Here is an 18,991-nt window from a genome sequence, read left to right on the forward strand (position 1 = left end):
GGCGGAATCATTCCGTCGCGGCTTTTGCTGTTTTTGCTTTGGGGAGGAAGGCAGAAAACTATTTCTTTGAAGCCATCTCACGCAACTCTTCCAGCTCCATCGTCAGACGGTGACGGAGCGGACTTTCTGGACGCAGTTCTTCGTCCAGCAGATCCTCCGCCTCATCAAACGCTTCTTCCCCGCGGTTGGGGTCGCTGATCAGGCTACGGAACATCTCTTCAACGGTAGCTTCGGTAAGCAAAACGGACTCCTCGTTGGGCTACTGCGACTATTTAAACGCGCGGGGTGTTTGGACAATCAAACACAAATCGTCGCCAACCACACGTTGCATGCCACACATCGATTCTAAGTTCGTTCGCGGGGGTCGCAAGGTCTTGCGATGGTTTTCACTCTAGAAATCAGCGGTACCAACGCGACAATTTGTGCTCTGAAACACCAAGAAAATGGGCCGTTTGTATCCCCCAGTTGATCGCGGTTTGACGCACGATTCCGCGTTTTTCCCAACGCCTGGCGTCCACGTGAACCGTGGCGTCGACGAGCTGTGGCCAGGACAATTTTCGCAAAGCTTGTGAAAGAACAACGTCCTCCATCAGTGGGATTGGCTGAAAACCTCCGACCTGATCGTAGAGGTCGCGATGAACAAAGATTGCCTGATCTCCAAACGGCAAGCCTCGCATTCTGATCCGTGTCGCATTGCCGAATTCAATCCAGCGATACTTTCCCGCTTCGTTCTCAATTCGCTGTCGCAATCCGCCCCAAAAACGTTTGTGCGGTGTAGGGGAGCGATGGCTTCGGTTTTCAAGCGCGCGGCAAATTTGATCCAGGCTGTCGTCTCCCAGCCAATTGTCGGCGTGGAGAAACATCAGCATCGCGTGACTGGCCAAGTGACTGCCTTCGCGAAGTTGGTTCCCTCGTCCGCGTGATGTAACAATGACGTCTGCCCCGCAGGATTTAGCGACCTCGACCGTTGCGTCGTGGCTGCCACCATCGGCGACGATGACTTGTGAGGCCCCGTTGTTCTGTGCGGAGCGTATGGCGCGTTCCAGTTTCGCTTCCTCATTGAGCGCCGCGATGACGATCGAGAAATCGGAAGGCGAAATGCTGGGCGGATCTGTCACAGAGTTTGCACTTCGCGGTAACGCATGAAGGCGATCGGACCAAAGACCAACAGTGGAATCCAGGCTGACATCGCTGGCGAAAACAAGATCCCGGCGCCGCCAAGGGCACTACCGAGTGTTTTCAATGCAAAAAAGAATAGCACCATCCACATGGCTGAGGCGATCATCACAAACAGTTTGCGGTCCCGCCGATTGACGACGAGCGGCAGTCCCAAAAGCACTAGTGAGAAATCGAGGGGCACGCGAATCAGTCGTTCGTGCAAAAGGACGGTGATGGAGATCGCGTTGTGCACGGCGGGATTGCGCAGCCGTTCGGCCAAGTGCCAGGTGCTGCACAGCCGTGTCGACGACTGATCCGTTTGCAGAATCTCTGCGTTGACCGGTGTCGCGACAAAACACTCGCCCGAGCTGATCCAAGGGTGCTGTTTTGACGTCATCAAAACCTTGCGTTTGCCGACTCCCGCGGAGTCGAGTTCGTCAATGTTCTTGGGGATTTCGACAAATTGGAAGAGGTAGCCTTCGTCGTGGTTTTCGTCTGCGGGAAGCCACTGGGCCGTCTTCGCAACCAAAGCGTCATCGAAACCGGCGTAGTCTCCGTCGATGCTGAATCTCGGGTTGATAATGGTTCGGCTGCGTGGCAGGATCGATTCGCCTTGCAGCAAGATGCCGCTGATATTGTCGTAGCTCGGCAGGATCGGCTGCGGATTGTCTCCGGTGATGTCTCGGTTTTTCATCGACAGTACATCGCGAAGTTTCGGCAGCGCCAGTTCACGACTCGCAAATTGGGCGAGGATGATCAAACCCGACGCAACGACCATCGATCGAAAGATGCGTCCGTGGGAGACACCTGCGGCCAAGGTTGATGTCAGTTCGCCAGTCCGTCGCAGCCATCCGACGACAAAGAGGACCGCCATCAGTGCGATGATCGCCCCTGTCCAATCGAAGAGCAGCAGAAGATAGGGACCGTAAAATTCGGCCATCACGAAACCGAGCGATGCGGAGCGTTTCTCCGCCAACTCGGCGAGCTCTGTCATGTTCGTGAATGCATGAAAGACGATGAAGATCCCCGACAGTGACAAGAACGACACGGTGAACGTGCGCAAATACAGATTCAGAATGTATCGGTCGATTTGCGTCACGGTCAGGCAGTCGCAACTTGCGTTTAAAAAGACAACTTGGGAGACGTTAGAGCATCCCATGCACCCTCGGGGCGCCGCAAGATTGATCTGCACTCGACGTTGTGGGCGTCTGTCGCGGGCGGGCTTGGCGGAGAATCGATTGCCTGTGTCCCCACGGGCGAAGGGGGAGGCCCGATGTTGTGGCTGTATAGAGTCGCTAAGTTAGCGCAGCAGTAGCAGCACCAGTCGCGATTGTGCGTCGGCGGCGGAGCTGTCGGGAGATGGAACGAAGGGTGAGGTTCGCTTCCGTCTAGCGTTGTTCGCGGTAAGTCGACCAACTGAGATAGATCAGCGCTCCGCCAAGAATGGCAAACGTCAGGTCCATCATCAGGCTTGCACCGCCCAAAACCTGCATCGCACCGACACCCGCTAAGATGGCGACCGAGTCGAGCAGGAATAGGCAGACCACCAAGATCGACGCAACAAGGCTGAAGAGGCAAAGGGCCTTGGGCATCAATCAAACCTCACAAGTAGTTGAAAATCTGGAAGCGAAACCAAGTTACTAGTCCAATCGCGGCCACGAAAGGTCAGCAGTATAGTTACCTACGCGTCACTTTCCCAAGCCTACGCTAAATCGCTAGTTTACCGTTTTGGCGTTCCGGCGGGTGTGGCATCAATTTTTCTGTAAATTCCGATTGAAAGGGCAGCCCGAATGGAGTCTTCTCCCTCCCCAACCTCGCCGGTCTCCGTCGAACATCATCCTTGGGATTGGTGGCGGAACCAAATGCCAATTACGAAAAACTGGACATATTTAGACCATGCGGCTGTCGGACCGCTCAGCGCACCAGCGGCTCAGGCGATTTGCAGGTACGCGGGCGAGGCCGAATCGCAGGGCGACACCATGTGGCCGACCTGGGCCGGTCGCGTTGATGAATTGAGACGGGCATCCGCTGCCTTGCTGGGGACCGAGACGGACGAGATTTGCTTGATTCCAAACACTTCGACCGGGATCAATTTGATTGCGGAAGGGTTCCGCTGGCAGGCCGGTGATAGCGTGGTCCTTCCCGAAGGCGAATTCCCCAGCAACCTTTTTCCTTGGGAAAACCAGGCGGCCCGCGGAGTCACGATTCGCAAAGTAGCGCGTCAAGGCGACGTCGTGTCGGTCGATGACTTGTTGGCTGCGTGTGACGCCAGCACCAAGTTGATTTCGCTTTCATGGGTGGGATACGCAAGCGGATATCGAATCGATCTCGAACGTCTGGTCGGTGAGGCACATGACCGGGGCATTCTGGTATTTCTCGACGCAATTCAGGGACTGGGCGTTTTTGATTTAGACCTCCGCAAAATCGACGTGGATTTCCTGGCTGCCGATGGTCACAAATGGTTGCTTGGCCCTGAGGGCATGGGGATCGCAATGATCCGCCGAAAACACTTCGACCGACTGCGATGCGGAAACGTCGGTTGGAACAGCGTCAAGAACGCGTTCAACTATGCCAAGCCGGAACTTGAGTTAAAGAACGCGGCGGAAAGATTCGAGCCCGGCTCGGCAAACATGGTGGGCTCGGCAGCGTTGGCGGCGAGTTTGGATTTGTTCTTAACGATCCGCGATCATCATGGGCCTGACGCGATCGCGTCGCGAGTACTTTCGTTGACGGATGAACTCCGGGAATCGCTGTTGGAACGTGGAATCACAACCCGCCAGGACGCGGAACAAAACCATCGATCAGGGATTGTCACGTTTGAAGTGCCGGGACGATCGCCCGTCGACGTGCGAAACGAATTGCTCAAGGCCGGGTGTGTTGTCAGTTGTCGTGATGGCGGGGTCCGTGCGAGCGTCCATGCGTACAACAATTCAGAAGACCTCTCCCGATTGGTAAACGCGATCAAAGCGTGAGCTCACCGACGAATCTCCTCATCAAGCTTGGAATGGGAATGACTGATCCAGGAAACCAGATCGCCGTTTACACCGGTTCGTTTGACCCGGTCACCCTCGGTCACTTGCACATCATCCACCGCGCGAGCCGCTTGTTCGACACACTGATCATCGGGATCGGAATCAATGCCGACAAACGGTCGCTCTTCACGCCTGAGCAGCGTCGTGAGTTGGTCGAAACGGTGACAAGCGATTTGTCGAACGTTCGTGTTGAATTCTTTGACGGATTGGCCGTCGATTTTGTACGGTCGCAGCAATCGCGAGTGATGGTCCGCGGGATTCGTCCGCTGACGGATATCGCCGGGGAGTTCACGATGATGATGGCGAACCGACAGCTCGATAGCGATATCGAGACGGTGTTCCTTATGGCAGACGAACGGTTCGCTCACGTCAGCAGTTCGCTGCTGAAACAGATCGCCGGCGTTAGCGATGACGATGAGAAGCTGGCCAAGTTTGTGCCGCGAGAAATTATCCGTCCTTTGCGAGAACGGATGCTTCGCCAGGAGGCATGATTGCGATTGCAATCACCGTGCGCAGTGTGTTTTCACAGTGAAAGATTTCGCAGTGAAGTTTCAACGCAACGGCGCACGGATGAAGTAAAGATGGCAAGCGTGCCAAATCGATCGCCGCGATCCCAGCCGTGGTTGGTTTCGCTGTACTTTTCGATGCTTCGATGCGCTTTACAGTGCGCTATTCGATGCACTTTTCGGTGGCGTCGTTTATCGGCAGCGTTACGATCCGAGGATCTCGCTACGCAGTCGGGAGAGCAGTTCGATTGCGCTTCCAATTTCGTCTTTTTGACGCTGTGGGTCTTCGGGAATCTCTCGCTCGATCGTCAAAGGACCGTTGTACCCAATCTCGTGGAGCGTTTTTAGGTACTCTTCGATGTTGACCGCACCCGCGCCCAGTGGGACTTCTCGGCCCCAGGTTTTCCCGGGTTCGTCGCTCCACGTTCCGTCCTTGCAGTGGACACTTCGTACGTGGGGGGCGAGCACTCGCAGCGCTTCGATGGGTTCACCGGTACCGTAAAGGATCATGTTCGCGGGATCAAAATTGATCTTCAAGTTGTCGCAGCCAACCGCTGCGATGAACTCGATCAGCCCCTTGGCCGTCTCCTGTCCCGTCTCCAGGTGAAGAAATTGTCCGTTCTCTTTGCAGTAGTCGCAGAGCTTTGCGGTGATGCCGACGATCGCGTCGTATTGTGCGTCATGTTCATGTTCGGGGATAAAACCGAGGTGCAGCGCGATCGTGTCACAACCGAGAGCTTTCGCGAAGTCCGAGATCTCGCACATTTCGCGGAAGCGTGACTCGCGCGACGCTTGTGGGACGAGTCCGATGGTTTGTTGCACCGTCGGAATATCGGCGTAGCTTTCGCCTTCAAATCCGCCAAAGATCGCCGTGCATTCGACGGCCATCTCGGCGAGCTGTTTTTTCAACTTCTCTGCATCCGCGACACTCCGCTGACCTTGGTGCGGGGCGTGTAATTGGATCGTCGGTACGCCGAGTTCGGAGATAACATCCCATTTGACTCCGAGTCCCGCGTCGACCGAGGCAAAGACGCCAATGGCCCAATCGTCCATATTGAGTGTTCCTAAAAGAGCGGTGTTGCTGGATGGTTGTTTGTAATCTGTAGCCATCGAAGGCCGATTAATCAATCACACCACGTACGAACGCAAGAAATTGTGACTCTGTTGAAGTGCACGGAGGGCATCGTCTTGACTACCTTCATAAGCGCGATCTTCGACCTCGACACACACGGGGCCGTTGTAGCCAGTTTCAACCAAGGTGCCAAAGAATTTGCCCCAGTCGATGTCTCCTAGCCCAGGCAATTTTGGCGAATGCCACCGATTCGGGTTGGCAAAAACGCCGACTTGATCGAGCTTGTGCTGATCGATTCGAAGGTCCTTGGCGTGGACGTGGAACAGCTTGCCTGCAAAGTCACGCAACGGTTTGATGTAATCCATGTGTTGCAAGACAAGGTGCGATGGGTCGAAGTTCAATCCGAAGTGATCACTCGGAATGTCTTCGAACATCCGGCTCCAAATATCGGGTGAAACGGCCAAGTTTTTTCCGCCGGGCCATTCATCATTGGTGAAAAACATGGGGCAGTTCTCGATCCCAACGCGAACGCCGTTCTGTTCGGCGCACTCGATGATGGGCTTCCATGTTTCTAGGAACTTTGGCCAGTTGTCATCGACGCTTTTGGTCCAATCGCGTCCGATGAACGAGTTCATGGTGTTGATGCCCAGTTTCGCGGACGCTTCGATCACCGCTTTGATATGTTCGCTCGCCAGTTGTGCTTCCTCGGCGTCGGGAGCGAGCGCGTTGGGGTAGTATCCCAAGGCACTGATTTTTACTCCGTAGTCTTCTTGAAAGACGTTGATCTGGTCGATCGCATTTTCGTCGAGTGACAGCACGTCGACGTGTGTGATCCCCGCATAACGTCGAGCCGCTTTACCTGGCGGCCAACACATCACCTCGACGCAATCAAACCCCAGTCCGCTTGCGTTTTCAAAGACATCTTCAAGGCTTGCGTCTGGCAAAATCGCTGAAACAAATCCGAGTTCCATGTTGTTGGTTCAATCTTCGAGTATCGAATCGGAAACCGTTTCGCCATCGCCGCTCCATGTCGGCGATCGGTAACGTGTGTTGGCCGGTCGAACGGTCGCTTTATCGTGCAGTAACCGTAGATGAGTGCTGGCAAAGAGCGTTGGTACCACCCGATCGGCTCGTTTCAAGCGATAGAGAATACAGCCTTTGCGGGCGACAAAGTACATCCCCCAGACCGTCGCGACGAAGTGTTCGCGATCAAAGCCCGTGCCGACCGTTTCGACTTGATCGCCAATCTCGATACCTTCGTCTTGCACTTTGTTCCACATCGCAGGGCGCAACCGAAAACCTGTCGAACCGTATCGATAGTGGTAGTAAGTCCCGTCAAATTGGACTCGTTTGAAGACCCGCGGGCTGGGGATCAAGTGGGTCACGATTGCGACGTCGTCCGGATGAATGAAGCTCTGTCCGTTCTCCGGCCAACGGAGGAAGCAACCATAGTCGGGAAGCGTTGGGTATTGCATAGCATCGGCAGGGGGAATTTTTGGCAACGACATGGTTCGCCAAGCCCCTAGTGTACCCGATGCGATCGGACATTGGGTGAATCGGCAATGGGTACAAATCGCAGGCGATCGGCGTTCTTTTACCGACGCAGGGCCTATGCTTTTCTGATCTGGATGCGTCCCCGCTCTATTCTCCTGCCGCAACTCGTCTCAGTGATTTCGATGAATCAGCCGTCTCGCCAACCTGCCGTGGGGATTGACCTTGGCACCACGTTTTCCGCCGTCGCTTACCTGGATGCGACTGGCCGCCCGGAAACGATTCGCAATGCCGAAGGCGACCTGACGACACCGAGTGCTGTCTTCTTTGATCACAACCGACCAATTGTTGGAATGGAAGCAGTTGAAGCTGGTTTGCTTGAACCGGATCGCTTGGCGCTATTCGCGAAACGCGATGTCGGCGAAAGCTACTACGAAAAAACAATTCGTGGGCAGCAACTGCCTGCGGAAGTGATCGAGGCGTTGATCCTGCGGAAACTAAAGTCGGACGCGGAACTGGCACTCGGCGAGATTCGGCAAGCCGTCATTACGGTGCCCGCGTTCTTCAACGAGCCCTGCCGAAAAGCAACACAAGATGCCGGTAAGCTGGCCGGTTTGAATGTTCTGGACATCATCAATGAACCGACCGCGGCGGCGATCACCTATGGAGTACAACAAGGTTTCTTGTCGGCTGATGGTCAGAGTCAGCGATCGGAAACCGTTTTGGTCTATGACTTAGGCGGAGGAACGTTCGACGTCACCGTGATGAAGATCGAAGGCCGTCATTTCCATACGGTCGCTACCGCCGGCGATGTCTATCTAGGCGGCGTTGACTGGGACAATCGGGTGGTCGAGTTTATTGCCGAAGCGTTTGTACAACAGCATGGCGTCGACCCACGCAACGATCCCCAAGCCGAACAGGAATTACTTCGCAAAGCGAACCAAACCAAGCATGCATTAACCCAGAGGGAATCCGTCTCCGTTGCCTTCGCCCACGATGGACACCGGTTGCGGATCGAACTGACTCAGCAGGAATTCTCCAAACGCTGCGCCGACTTGGTCGAACGGACACTGATGACAGTCCAATTGGTCTTGGACGATGCGGGAATCAGTTGGGGCGGGCTGACCCGTTTGATTCTTGTTGGCGGATCAACGCGGATGCCCATGATTCGGCAAGAACTCGAACGGTTGAGCGGAATGGAACTCGACCGGTCGCTCTCGCCTGACGAAGCGGTCTGTCATGGCGCGGCGCTTTACGCCGGGATGCTGATGGCCAACGGAAATGATTCCGCTGGGCTTGATTCCGCAGGGCTTTCTGTCAGCAACGTCAACTCACACGACCTCGGGATCCTTGCGGTCGATCCAAAAACCGGCCAACCACGCCGCCAAGTGATGATCCCGCGAAACAGCCACTTGCCGGCACGCAAAAAAGTTCGCTTTCGCACACACTCCGACAATCAAGCGAACGTCAAGATCGAAATCGTTGAAGGCGGTGACGACCGCGGCACCAATGCCACACGGATCGGACGCTGTCTCATTGATGACCTGCCGCCGGGCACTCCCAAAGGCACACACGTTGACGTTCGGTTTGACTACGCGCGCGATGGACGATTGACCGTTCGAGCGTCCCTGCCCGAAATCGATCGCAAGATCGCAATGACATTGAACCGCGCCGCCGGATTAAACGAAGAACAACTCGCCCTGTGGATGCAGCGGCTGGACGACGGATTAAGCGATGCAACACTCGCGTTGCTCGAACAAGAAACGTCACGGCCAACGCCAGAAAACGATTCAAACGCGGCGTCCCAAAGCGAACGCTCGGATGCGACGAATCGCGAATCGGTTCCGGTCGAGAATCCCGTCCAAGGAATCGCCCCCCAAGCTCTGTTCGCTTCTGTCCAAACGCAGCCTGCCCCAACACAACCAGCCCAACCACACTCGCCACAAAACGCAGAACCAACTCCTGCGGAATCGAACGCATCAACGCCAGACCAGCCAGCAACGACCCCAGCATCGAGCACCTCTGTCCACATTGCACTCGATTCCCTACCGAAAACAACGGTCCAGAAAGTCCGTGCAGATGAACTTTCCGGGCTAGTGGGGGAAACAGCACTCGACCGATCTGCAGTCAACGTTCGTCCTCAGATCGACCTCGGTGAACAACACTCCGCGCGCACCAAGGCGGACGTCGGTGATTTACAATTGCTGGCATCGTTGTCTGATCGCCCCACAGGGACCGATTCCGTCGACAAACCATCGCTCCCCAGTATTGCGATCAACGTTGACGCACCATCGACGGAAAAGCCTAGAAAGTCGGGGTTTTGGAAACGAAAAAAGAACTAACGTTGCGTAAGCGAGCACGCGACTCCGCGGACCTGACATTTCTTTTACATTGTTTTGAATTGAATTCGACCATGAGATTGGGCGGATGAGGTTTATTGAGTCAGTCGCGAAATTCGTGTTCGACGCTGCGGCGGATTCAAAGCAATCGAAGGAGATTGCGCCGTGTCGGTGGCTGCGAAGCGGATGTCTGATGGAGCTCAAACATGCTTGCCTTTTCTTGGAATCGATCTCGGTGGTTGATGCTTGCCGTCCTGCCGTTTCTAACCTTCTGTGAACTTGGTGCCAGCACTCCAAGTGAAACCTCATCGCAAATCCAATTGGATGTTGGCGTTTCGAACCCGACCATGTTGGCTGGCAAGAAAAACCAGATCAATCACCTCCGTATTTCATTGACCGGTTTTGATCTTCCCAAAAGCGATCGTCGACCGCCAGTGAACACCGCGATTGTGATCGACCAAAGCGGTTCGATGGGCGGCGAGAAAATCGCACAGGCCCGCAATGCCGCCATCGCTGCGGTCGAACGACTTCGCGACGATGACATCGTGTCGATCGTACTGTACTCCGATTCGGCGACGGTGCTGGTCCCAGCAACCAAAGCATCTGATCGTGAATCAATCATTAGAAAGATCCAAACGATCCAGGCCCAAGGCAGTACGGCGCTGTTTGCCGGAGTCAGCAAAGGGGCTGCCGAAGTTCGCAAATTCATCGACGGCGACTACGTTAATCGAGTCATCTTGTTGAGTGACGGTAAAGCCAACGTTGGGCCAAAGAGTCCGCGAGAACTAGAACGACTAGGGGCTTCGCTGGTCAAAGAAGGCATCAGCGTGAGTACGCTGGGCCTTGGACTTGGGTACAACGAAGATTTGATGGGGCGGTTGGCTTCCGCCGGTAGCGGCAACCACATGTTTGTCGAAGCAGCCGATGACTTAGTCGCCGTCTTTCAGAAAGAATTCAACGATTTGCTGAGCGTCGTTGCCAGCGAGTTCGAAATCCATGCCAAACTTGCCGAAGGCATCCGTGCGGTTCGAGTCCTCAACAGTGAAGCCGATATTAGCGGACAAGACATCTATGTCCCGTTGACACAGCTTTATGCCCGTCAGCAACGCTACTTCATCGTCGAAGTCGAAGTGCCTGGTGGTGAGAACGGAGCGGAAATGCCAATGGCAGAGGTTTCGATCAAATACAAAAACTTGATCAGCGATACGACCGATAAACTGACTAGCTCGATCGGCATCCGGTTTTCAGATGATGCCAAGGTTGTCGAAGAGAACCGTGATCTGGAAACCTATGCCCAGTGTGCGATCCAATTTGCCAATGACGCCAACATCCGGGCAACGTTGCTCCGTGATCAAGGCAAAATCGAGGAAGCAAAACAGTTGCTGATCACCAACTGCTATCAGCTAAACAAACTGAGCGCGGAATCTCGTGGCTGTATCGCTGAACCGTTGGCACTCGAGTTAGAGCGAAACGCAAAGCTGAATGGGATGCAATCGGAACTGCTCGACCTACCGATGGAATGGACGCGATCACGAAAACAGATGATTTTCGAACAGAATCGCAATGCCAGTCAGCAAGACTACCGTGTTGACTCGCCATCGCAGGTTAGCCCGCCCGCCGTCCAATCGTCACCGAAGTCACCTTAAGTTTCCACCCGCGAATCGTTAGTAAGCGTTATCAATGCCGCGTCCCTTGTTTCTCGCCCTCCTCTCCTTGGTCGTCACACCGATCGTGTTGTTGGGATGGTTGAGCGCAAGTGCGGCGCGGCAAAGCGAGATCGCTGCCAAAGAAACGTTGGCAGCATTGCTTTCGACTCAGCTGGTCGAAGCCCAAAAGTCGGTTCACGACGTTTTTCGATCTTACGCCGACCAACTAGATCGAGCTTTTGAACTCGATCCCGGCCGAACCTCGCCTGAAATCGCGCTGGAAAGTCGACTACGCCAATTGCGCCGTTCGAATCCAATCGTGAGGCAAGGATTCATTATCGGATTGGATGGCGATCTTGTGTTCCCGACCGAGTTGGATTTGAGCGGCCGAGCCGGTGCAGAAGTCGCTGCGACGCTGTCTGGCATCTTGGATAGTCGTCCTCAATTTCGTCCGGTCGCTGGAACTGACTATGGCAATGCCACGTCAGGGCTACAGTACCAAGCGATCCAGGTGAAAGGGGGGCAACCTCCCGTTGAGCAAAAGTCGCAAGCCACAACCGCCGCAAGCGAACAGCCCGCACAGTGGCAGCAATGGTACATGGGCGACGGCGCACAAGTTCTTTACTGGCGAGCGTTGCCAAGTGGTCCAACGGTCGGCGTCCTTTTGGAACGTAGCCGCTGGATGTCCGATTTGATTGCCGCATTACCAGACGACGACGTGGTTGCGGCGCAGACGTCTGAGTCCGGCGAGCGAACATTAAATGGCAAAACGCTTTCGGTCCCTCGTCTGGGCAGTGTCCGATTGGTTGATGAAGCGAAGCGGTCAATCTATCGCTGGGGTGACGTTGCGGCATTTGACCAGGAACCGTTAACCGTCTTGGAATTGGATGAGCCCTTGCCAAGCTGGCAACTGCAGATGTTCGTCGATCCGGCATTGACGCCAGGGTCAAGCCTCTTGTCCTTGTATTTGTCACTTGCCGGGATCGGAATCCTATTGTTGCTCGTCGGCGTTTACGTACTGACATCGGTGCGCCGACAGATCGTCGAAGCGCGCAGCCGTGTCACATTCGCTGGTCAAGTGTCGCACGAACTGCGAACACCGCTGACCAACATACGACTTTATACCGAACTCGCCGAATTGGACCTCGCCAAACTTGCGGGCACGACACGTCCCGATGCTGCTTCTAGCGGAGATACAAAGGCAGACGAATCGGTTCATTCGCTTGCTTCGCGGTTGCAAGTGATCGATCACGAAGGCCGGCGCTTGCAGCGTTTGGTTTCCGGGGTTCTGGAAATGATCAGACCCAGCGGGAAACGTGCGGGGGTGCGTCGGCAGCAAACCGAACTGTGTCCGCTGTTGACTCAGATTGCTCACCAGTTCGAACCAAGCTTTGAAACCGCCGGCTTGACGTTGAACATCGAATGCCAAGTCGACGTACCAGTGATGATCGACCCCGACGTTTTTGAGTTGGTCCTGGTCAACCTGCTAAGCAACGTCGAAAAATATGTTCCATCCGGCGGGCGATGCCTTGTCGAATGCGAACTGATGGAAACAGATCGCGATGAAACAAACTCGTCCATGCTAGTGGTGACAGTGTCTGACGATGGTCCCGGGATCGGCCGGCGTCATCGCAAACGTGTTTTCGAGCCCTTTGAACGTCTGGACGATTCAATCAGTGCGCCGAGCGGAACGGGGATCGGCTTGACGATTTCGAAGAGGGCCGCCACGCGGCATGGCGGCGACTTGGAACTGCTTGCGGCATCATCGATCGGCGGCGCAGCCTTTCGTTTGACACTGGCGATCGATGACGCATTGCTCACAACTACTTCGACCGGGACGAAGCGTTAATGCCACACCGAATTTTGGTTGCCGAAGACGACCGGAACACGCGTCGCGCACTCGCAGAGGTTTTGCGCAGCGAAGGATACGACGTGACCGAAGCGGCCGACGGATTGAACGCCAAGGCATTGTTCGACCAAGAGATGCCCGACATGGCGTGCTTGGACGTGATGATGCCAGGAATGAGCGGCTATGACGTGTGCAAGTATTTTCGCCAAAAGTCGCCAACAATGCCGATCTTGTTTATTACCGCAAAGGCCGAAGAGATCGACAAGGTCGTCGGCTTGGAACTCGGTGGCGACGACTACATCGTCAAACCGTTTGGGACGAAAGAAGTTGTCGCCCGAATCCGTGCCGTCGCACGCCGCAGCTTCGATGCCCCTCCGCCCGCGACCACGATGGCGTTTCCGGACACCGCATTTACGATGGCAGATTTAGAAATTCTGCCGCGTGAAATGCGTGCCAGACGTGTCCACCACGATTCTGGCGACGAATCTGCCATGACGCTTACCCGTCGCGAGCTGCTAATTTTGCAAACGTTGGCAGCCCGGCCGGGTGAAGTTGTCACCCGCCGCGAACTCTTCCAATCCGCTTGGGAAGACGACCATGTGCCAAATAGCAGAACAATTGATCAAACGATCAGTCAGCTACGCAAACGCATCGAGCTCGACCCCAAGCAGCCAAAAATCATTCAGACGGTCTACGGCGTCGGCTATCGATTCGAGTAGAATCAACGGTTCCCATGTCATCTAATTTGGGCATTGTTCGCTCGACGACTTTGCATTCCCGTACCATGACGGACGAATTAGATCCGTTGAACCTACCCTGTCCCACCCAAATCTACTGATCGCGATGAAAAACCGACGCCAGTTCCTGTCGTATTCTGCAGCAACCGCGGCCGCTTTTGGCCTTTCCAGCAAACTTTCGTTCGCCGCTGAAGCTTCGAAGGTTGCCTCACCATTCAAAATCTCGTTGGCTGAATGGTCGCTGCACCGCACCCTTCGCGATCAAAGCAAAGGGCTGACCAACCTGGATTTCCCTCGTATCGCGAAAGAAGAATTCGGAATCGAAGCGGTTGAATACGTCAACCAATTCTTCATGGACAAAGCGAACGACGAGAAATACCTCGGCGAACTGAAACAACGTTGCGAAGACCTCGACGTCAAAAGCTTGATCATCATGTGTGACGGCGAAGGCGCACTTGGTGATCCCAATGAAGAGAAACGCGAACAAGCGGTCAAGAACCATCATAAGTGGGTCGAAGCGGCGAAGTTCTTGGGATGCCACTCTATCCGTGTCAACGCACAGAGCTGGGGCAGCTTTGAAGAGCAACAAAAACTGGCTGCGGACGGTCTACGAAAACTGAGCGAATTTGCCAAGCCACACGGCCTGAACGTGATCGTCGAAAACCATGGCGGCTTGAGCAGCAACGGTGCTTGGCTTGCAGGTACGATCGCCAAGACTGAAATGGACAACTGCGGAACGCTACCTGACTTCGGAAACTTCCGTATCGGCAACGGCGAAGAATATGATCGCTACAAAGGCGTCGAGGAATTGATGCCTTATGCGAAAGCGGTCAGCGCCAAAACCCACGACTTCGACGAAGAAGGCAACGAAACGCACACCGACTTCTTCAAGATGATGGGCATCGTGCTGAAACACGGTTACCACGGTTACGTCGGTATCGAATACGAAGGCGGCAAGGTTTCCGAATACGACGGAATCAAGAAAACCAAGGCATTGCTCGAACGCGTCGCCGAACGAATCGTTCAGGGCTAACCCGAACAGCGATCTGAGTTCGATCAGATCACTTTGACCGAAACAATACGCCGGGTTGATCACATTGGTGGTCGGCCCGGCGTTTTTTATCGACCAGCTTATGCGACGTCGCTGAGATCCAGTTGTCGCTCATAACGTCGCATCAGTTGTTTCTTTAGATCGGCGAGCGATTCGGATTCGAGTTCCGGATCTTCGTCGACCATTTCCTGGGCCATCGTGCGGGCGGCTTGCAACAGATCCAGGTCCTCAATCACATCGGCGATCATCATTGACGGCATGCCGCTCTGTTTGCTGCTGAAAATCTCGCCGGGACCACGCATTTTGAAATCGGCCTCGGCCAATTCGAATCCGTCGTTGGTGGACTCGAAGACTTTCAAACGCTCGTTTTCTTCCGGTGATTGGTTTCCATCGGTAAATACGCAAACGTGTCCGGTGTGATTACCACGCGAAACGCGACCTCGCAGTTGGTGCAGTTGTGCAAGTCCGAATCGTTCGGCGCCCATGATTGTCATCACTGTGGCGTTGGGGACATCGATACCGACTTCGATGACGGTGGTGCTGACCAGCACATCGATTTCGCCTTCGGAAAACTGTTGCATGATCTGCGTTTTTTCTTCAGCGGACAGTCGACCGTGCAACAGTCCGACGTTGTAACCGGCGAAGACATCATCACGTAATTGGTCGAAAATCGTTTCGACGGACGAGACATCCTCCGACGCTTCGTCGCTCGACGCGGTGGTGTCCTGGGAAGCGCTGACGCGTGGGGCGACGACAAAGGCCTGACGCCCTTCTTTTAATTGTCCACGTACGAATTCCCACCAACGACGACGCCATTCGTCACGTCCAAGATAGGTCTTTACCACGCCGCGGCCTGGCGGTTTTTCTTTGATCGTGGTTAGATCGGTGTCACCGAAAATCGTCATCGCGACCGAGCGTGGAATAGGCGTCGCACTCATCACCAAGTAATGCGGATCGATACCTCCGCCACGCAAACGCACTCGTTGTCCGACACCAAATTTGTGTTGCTCATCGATCACGCATAAGCCGAGGCTTTTGAATTCCAGCCCATGCAGCAAGGCTTGAGTCCCCACCAAAAGGTCGATCTCTCCCGAAGCCGTGTGTCGCAGTACTTCGCGTTTTTCGGCCGCGCCCAAACTGCCGCATAGCAGCCCAACTCGCACCCGGCTGCAATCGAGGATACGAGACAGGGTTTGGTAGTGCTGACGGGCGAGGACTTCAGTTGGCGCCATCAGCACAGCCTGGTTTCCATGCCCGACGGCTAGCATCATCGCATAGATCGCGACGACGGTTTTACCGCTACCAACGTCGCCTTGAAGCAAGCGGTTCATTGGAAACTGACGTGCCATATCGCGACTGATCTCTTTGATCGCGGCGACTTGATCGCCCGTCAGTTCGAACGGGAATCGATTCGTAATTCGTGCGTCGAGCAGCGGATCGGAGGGCATCGACGAAGACTGCAGGTTTGTGGTCAAACGCCGCCTGCGGATTGCCATCGCCAATTGCATGACCAGCAGTTCCTGGAACGCTAAACGTGATCGTGCGGCGCGCAGTTGGTCTTTATCTGGCGGCCAATGGATGTGCTTCATTGCCGTTTCAATGTCCGGCAGCGGCTGGCGCAAATCGATACCGACATCGCGTACTAACTCGGTCGCACGGTCACGAAGTTCGACGGGTAGCACCTCGGTCAAGTCTGGGGCAAGCTGCTCGACGACGGCGCTGATGATTCGCCGCATTTCGTTCTGCTTGACGCCATCGGTTAACGGATAGATCGGCAGGATCTTTGGCGATTCAATTTCGTCTTCTTCATCCAGGAATGTGACCTTGGGATGAACGAATTCGAACCGCAGTCCGTTCAGTTTAGGTTCGCCGCTGATCATTACCTGCCGATCGAATGTCAGCTGTTCGGCGCGAAAAGGCTGATTGAAAAACAAAATGCGTACTGCGCCGGTGTCATTTTGTACGACGGCACCAAAGACGCTTTTGCCGGGGCTGCGTGATACCAATTCCGCGTCAACGATCGTGCCGACAAGGGAGACCGGCTGGCCTTCGCGGATCCGGTCGATGCGTTCGGGAGGGGCCGGAAATTCGTAATTTCGCGGAAAGCAAAACAGCAAATCACCGGCGGTGCGAAGCCCCAGTTTTTCCAGCCGCAATGCGCGGGACGGACCGACACCGGGCAAAAACTGCGCCGGCGTCGAGCGTGTCATCTGGCTGGTCGAATCGTGCATCCGCGCCCCAAAAAGGTGTCAGGACTCTTTTTAAAGGTTCGCTTGGCCTTTGATCGTGCGCTGGGCAACTACCCATGCTTCATCAAGGTGCGTTTCGTACTGCTGCGGTGAAAGCAATACTTCGTCAGCCCCTTCGGCGGCATCGATTTCGATCAGCCAACCGAGTTCATACGGTGCCGCATTGATGAGGGCTGGGTCAGACAGCACGGCGTCGTTGATTGCCGTGAGTGTACCCGCGATCGGCGTGTAGAGATCGCTTTCAGCTTTCTTGCTTTCGATCGCACCGATCATTTGACGGAGTGCGACGGTGCTGCCCGGATCGACTTCCCAATCCAGAAAGTAGACGTCTTGAAGTAGCCGCACGGCGTACGCGGACAGACCAAACCGCCATGTGGTGCCGCTTTGAAGTTGGGCCCACATGTGGTTTTTGGCGTATTGTCGATCCAGTGGAAACGTTGCTTCGAATTCTCCCATTGCGAAGGAGAAGAATTCGGTGCTACGTGTATCGGACATTCTGGTGTTCTGGTTCGAAGAAGGAGGGCAGCATGGCGTCAACGCGTAGTAGACCATATCGGGTCAGTTCGATGCGATCGCCATTGATCGTTGCCCAGCCGTCTTCGACAAACTTGTCCCACTCGGCTTGCCATTCGGCGACGATATCGACGCCGAATTTATTTTGGAAATAGGACCGTTCCAAGAAGCCTTTTTTGAGCAGCAGGATCATCGAACGGATCAATCGCTGGTGATCACTGGGAACGAACCCGCGTCCGAGTGGCAGTTGCCCTGACTCGACTGTCGACAGGTACTGTTCAAGTTCGGCCAAGTTCTGGTAGTGGACGCCCGAAGCGTGACCAAAACTCGCGATGCCGGTCGCCAACAAGTCGGCGCCTTGCCAGAGGTTGTCCCGGTACGAGAAGTTCACTTTACTTGGGTCTTTGACGACCGTGTAAGCGCTGCTGACGCTGTAGCCCGCGTCAAGGAACTCGTTGAACGCGTAGTCGACCCAGGCGCGTTTGGTGGCCCAATCGGCGACGGGACTTTCACTTTGCTTGTCCAACATGTCTTTGCTGTAGACGGTGTTGAACGGCAATTCCATCTGATAGATCGTCACACTTTCGGGTGACATCTCGATGGCTTGACGGATGTTGTCTTTCCAGTTGTCCCAGGTTTCGCCAACCATGCCGGCGATCAGGTCAATGTTGACGTTTGGGAATTCCGCTTCGGCGATCCATTCCCAAGCGCGAAAGACTTGTTTCGAAAGGTGGGCGCGTCCGTTGTCTTCGAGCACTTTGTCCGAGAAATTCTCGACGCCGAGACTCAGGCGGGTGACGCCCATCACTTCGCGAAGCGTTTTGACTTTGGTTTCGCTAAGCGTTCCTGGTTCGCACTCGAACGTGACCTCTTCGGCACCGTCCCAGGTGATGTGTTGGCGAAGCCGATCGGCCAGTTTCGTCAGCTGTTTAGGTGACAGAAAACTTGGCGTCCCGCCACCGAAATAGACAAAACGGAAGGGCCGGTCTCCCATGACTTCGCATTGGCTGACCAAAGAAATTTCGTTGCACAAGGCATCGACGTACCGCTGAACTTCTGGAGCAGTGACGTCCGTAAAGACCTTGAAGTAGCAAAACTTGCAACGTTTGCGGCAAAATGGGATATGAAGGTACAGCCCGAGTGGCGTCGATTCTTGCGGTGGGCTGTGAAGTGCGTTGCGAACATCGTCCAAAGAACCCTTCTTCCATTGGCTGTAAGGCGGGTAGTTGGAGATGAAGTAGCTTCCGACTTCGGTTTTTGAATCGCTGGCTGCTGACGACATAAGCACGTGTGGGTGGGTCGTGAAACTGGTTCTCACGTCGCAATCGAATGCAACGTGATTTATTGT

17 protein-coding genes are annotated in these 18,991 nt (G+C 54.9%); 7 read left to right on the forward strand and 10 right to left on the reverse strand.

Features of this window, described 5'->3' with window-relative positions; all coding sequences use genetic code 11:
* Positions 1-58: 58 nt before the first annotated feature.
* From CGZ80_RS19415 to CGZ80_RS19430, 4 genes are all read right to left on the reverse strand, one after another.
* Positions 59-241: a hypothetical protein gene (locus CGZ80_RS19415; RefSeq protein WP_094417343.1), complete on the reverse strand. Its 183-nt coding sequence runs from the start codon at positions 239-241 to the stop codon at positions 59-61.
* A 157-nt stretch (positions 242-398) separates the two neighbouring features.
* Entirely contained in the window at positions 399-1,118 is a 720-nt protein-coding gene (locus tag CGZ80_RS19420) for a TIGR04283 family arsenosugar biosynthesis glycosyltransferase (protein ID WP_233148531.1), read from the reverse strand.
* On the reverse strand, positions 1,115-2,317 hold the full coding sequence (locus tag CGZ80_RS19425) for an LptF/LptG family permease (protein ID WP_233148532.1): 1,203 nt from the start codon (positions 2,315-2,317) through the stop codon (positions 1,115-1,117). Before CGZ80_RS19425 ends, CGZ80_RS19420 begins: the two co-directional genes overlap by 4 nt.
* Before the next feature lie 229 nt (positions 2,318-2,546).
* Positions 2,547-2,750 carry a hypothetical protein gene (locus tag CGZ80_RS19430; protein WP_094417345.1) on the reverse strand — a complete coding sequence of 68 codons (204 nt, stop codon included), beginning with the start codon at positions 2,748-2,750 and terminating at the stop codon, positions 2,547-2,549.
* 270 nt (positions 2,751-3,020) lie between these two features.
* Between CGZ80_RS19430 and CGZ80_RS19435 the strand changes: the two genes are divergently transcribed.
* Together CGZ80_RS19435 and coaD are read left to right on the forward strand one after the other, a co-directional pair.
* Positions 3,021-4,130, forward strand: coding sequence for an aminotransferase class V-fold PLP-dependent enzyme (locus tag CGZ80_RS19435; protein ID WP_094417346.1), 1,110 nt, complete (start codon positions 3,021-3,023; stop codon positions 4,128-4,130).
* Positions 4,131-4,168: 38 nt separating this feature from the next.
* Positions 4,169-4,681 (forward strand): pantetheine-phosphate adenylyltransferase, encoded by a 513-nt coding sequence (coaD, locus tag CGZ80_RS19440; protein WP_094417488.1) that lies wholly within the window; start codon positions 4,169-4,171, stop codon positions 4,679-4,681.
* A gap of 219 nt (positions 4,682-4,900) precedes the next feature.
* On the opposite strand, the gene CGZ80_RS19445 is transcribed toward coaD, so the two are convergent.
* The 3 genes from CGZ80_RS19445 to CGZ80_RS19455 all read right to left on the reverse strand — a co-directional run bounded on the left by CGZ80_RS19445 (position 4,901) and on the right by CGZ80_RS19455 (position 7,243).
* The gene (locus CGZ80_RS19445) at positions 4,901-5,749 is read right to left on the reverse strand and encodes a sugar phosphate isomerase/epimerase family protein (protein ID WP_094417347.1); all 849 of its coding nucleotides are present in this window, start codon (positions 5,747-5,749) and stop codon (positions 4,901-4,903) included.
* Positions 5,750-5,824: 75 nt separating this feature from the next.
* Complete coding sequence (locus tag CGZ80_RS19450) at positions 5,825-6,739, reverse strand: sugar phosphate isomerase/epimerase family protein (protein ID WP_094417348.1); 915 nt, start codon at positions 6,737-6,739, stop codon at positions 5,825-5,827.
* Between the two features lie 9 nt (positions 6,740-6,748).
* On the reverse strand, positions 6,749-7,243 hold the full coding sequence (locus tag CGZ80_RS19455; protein ID WP_094417489.1) for a DUF6960 family protein: 495 nt from the start codon (positions 7,241-7,243) through the stop codon (positions 6,749-6,751).
* A gap of 201 nt (positions 7,244-7,444) precedes the next feature.
* On the opposite strand from CGZ80_RS19455, the gene CGZ80_RS19460 reads away from it, so the two are divergent.
* The 5 genes from CGZ80_RS19460 (at position 7,445) to CGZ80_RS19480 (ending at position 14,863) form a co-directional block, all read left to right on the forward strand.
* Complete coding sequence (locus tag CGZ80_RS19460) at positions 7,445-9,601, forward strand: Hsp70 family protein (RefSeq protein WP_158222780.1); 2,157 nt, start codon at positions 7,445-7,447, stop codon at positions 9,599-9,601.
* A gap of 203 nt (positions 9,602-9,804) precedes the next feature.
* Positions 9,805-11,244: a vWA domain-containing protein gene (locus CGZ80_RS19465; protein ID WP_233148533.1), complete on the forward strand. Its 1,440-nt coding sequence runs from the start codon at positions 9,805-9,807 to the stop codon at positions 11,242-11,244.
* Positions 11,245-11,278: 34 nt separating this feature from the next.
* On the forward strand, positions 11,279-13,093 hold the full coding sequence (locus tag CGZ80_RS19470) for a sensor histidine kinase (protein ID WP_094417351.1): 1,815 nt from the start codon (positions 11,279-11,281) through the stop codon (positions 13,091-13,093).
* Positions 13,093-13,812 (forward strand): response regulator transcription factor, encoded by a 720-nt coding sequence (locus tag CGZ80_RS19475; RefSeq protein WP_094417352.1) that lies wholly within the window; start codon positions 13,093-13,095, stop codon positions 13,810-13,812. The genes CGZ80_RS19470 and CGZ80_RS19475 overlap by 1 nt, the downstream gene beginning before the upstream one ends.
* 124 nt (positions 13,813-13,936) lie before the next feature.
* Complete coding sequence (locus CGZ80_RS19480; RefSeq protein WP_094417353.1) at positions 13,937-14,863, forward strand: TIM barrel protein; 927 nt, start codon at positions 13,937-13,939, stop codon at positions 14,861-14,863.
* A gap of 98 nt (positions 14,864-14,961) precedes the next feature.
* Here the strand turns inward: CGZ80_RS19480 and recG are convergent, their stop codons facing one another.
* From recG to CGZ80_RS19495, 3 genes are read right to left on the reverse strand one after another with little or no spacing between them, the layout of a single operon-like run.
* The gene (gene recG, locus CGZ80_RS19485) at positions 14,962-17,091 is read right to left on the reverse strand and encodes an ATP-dependent DNA helicase RecG (RefSeq protein WP_233148534.1); all 2,130 of its coding nucleotides are present in this window, start codon (positions 17,089-17,091) and stop codon (positions 14,962-14,964) included.
* A 51-nt stretch (positions 17,092-17,142) separates the two neighbouring features.
* Positions 17,143-17,625: a glycine cleavage system protein H gene (locus CGZ80_RS19490; protein ID WP_094417355.1), complete on the reverse strand. Its 483-nt coding sequence runs from the start codon at positions 17,623-17,625 to the stop codon at positions 17,143-17,145.
* A complete protein-coding gene (locus tag CGZ80_RS19495) occupies positions 17,609-18,925 on the reverse strand; it encodes a coproporphyrinogen-III oxidase family protein (protein WP_094417356.1) in 1,317 nt (438 codons plus the stop codon). The genes CGZ80_RS19490 and CGZ80_RS19495 overlap by 17 nt, the downstream gene beginning before the upstream one ends.
* Positions 18,926-18,991: the final 66 nt, after the last annotated feature.

The sequence above is a fragment of the Rhodopirellula sp. MGV genome (assembly GCF_002251265.1).
Lineage (GTDB): Bacteria > Planctomycetota > Planctomycetia > Pirellulales > Pirellulaceae > Stieleria > Stieleria baltica_A.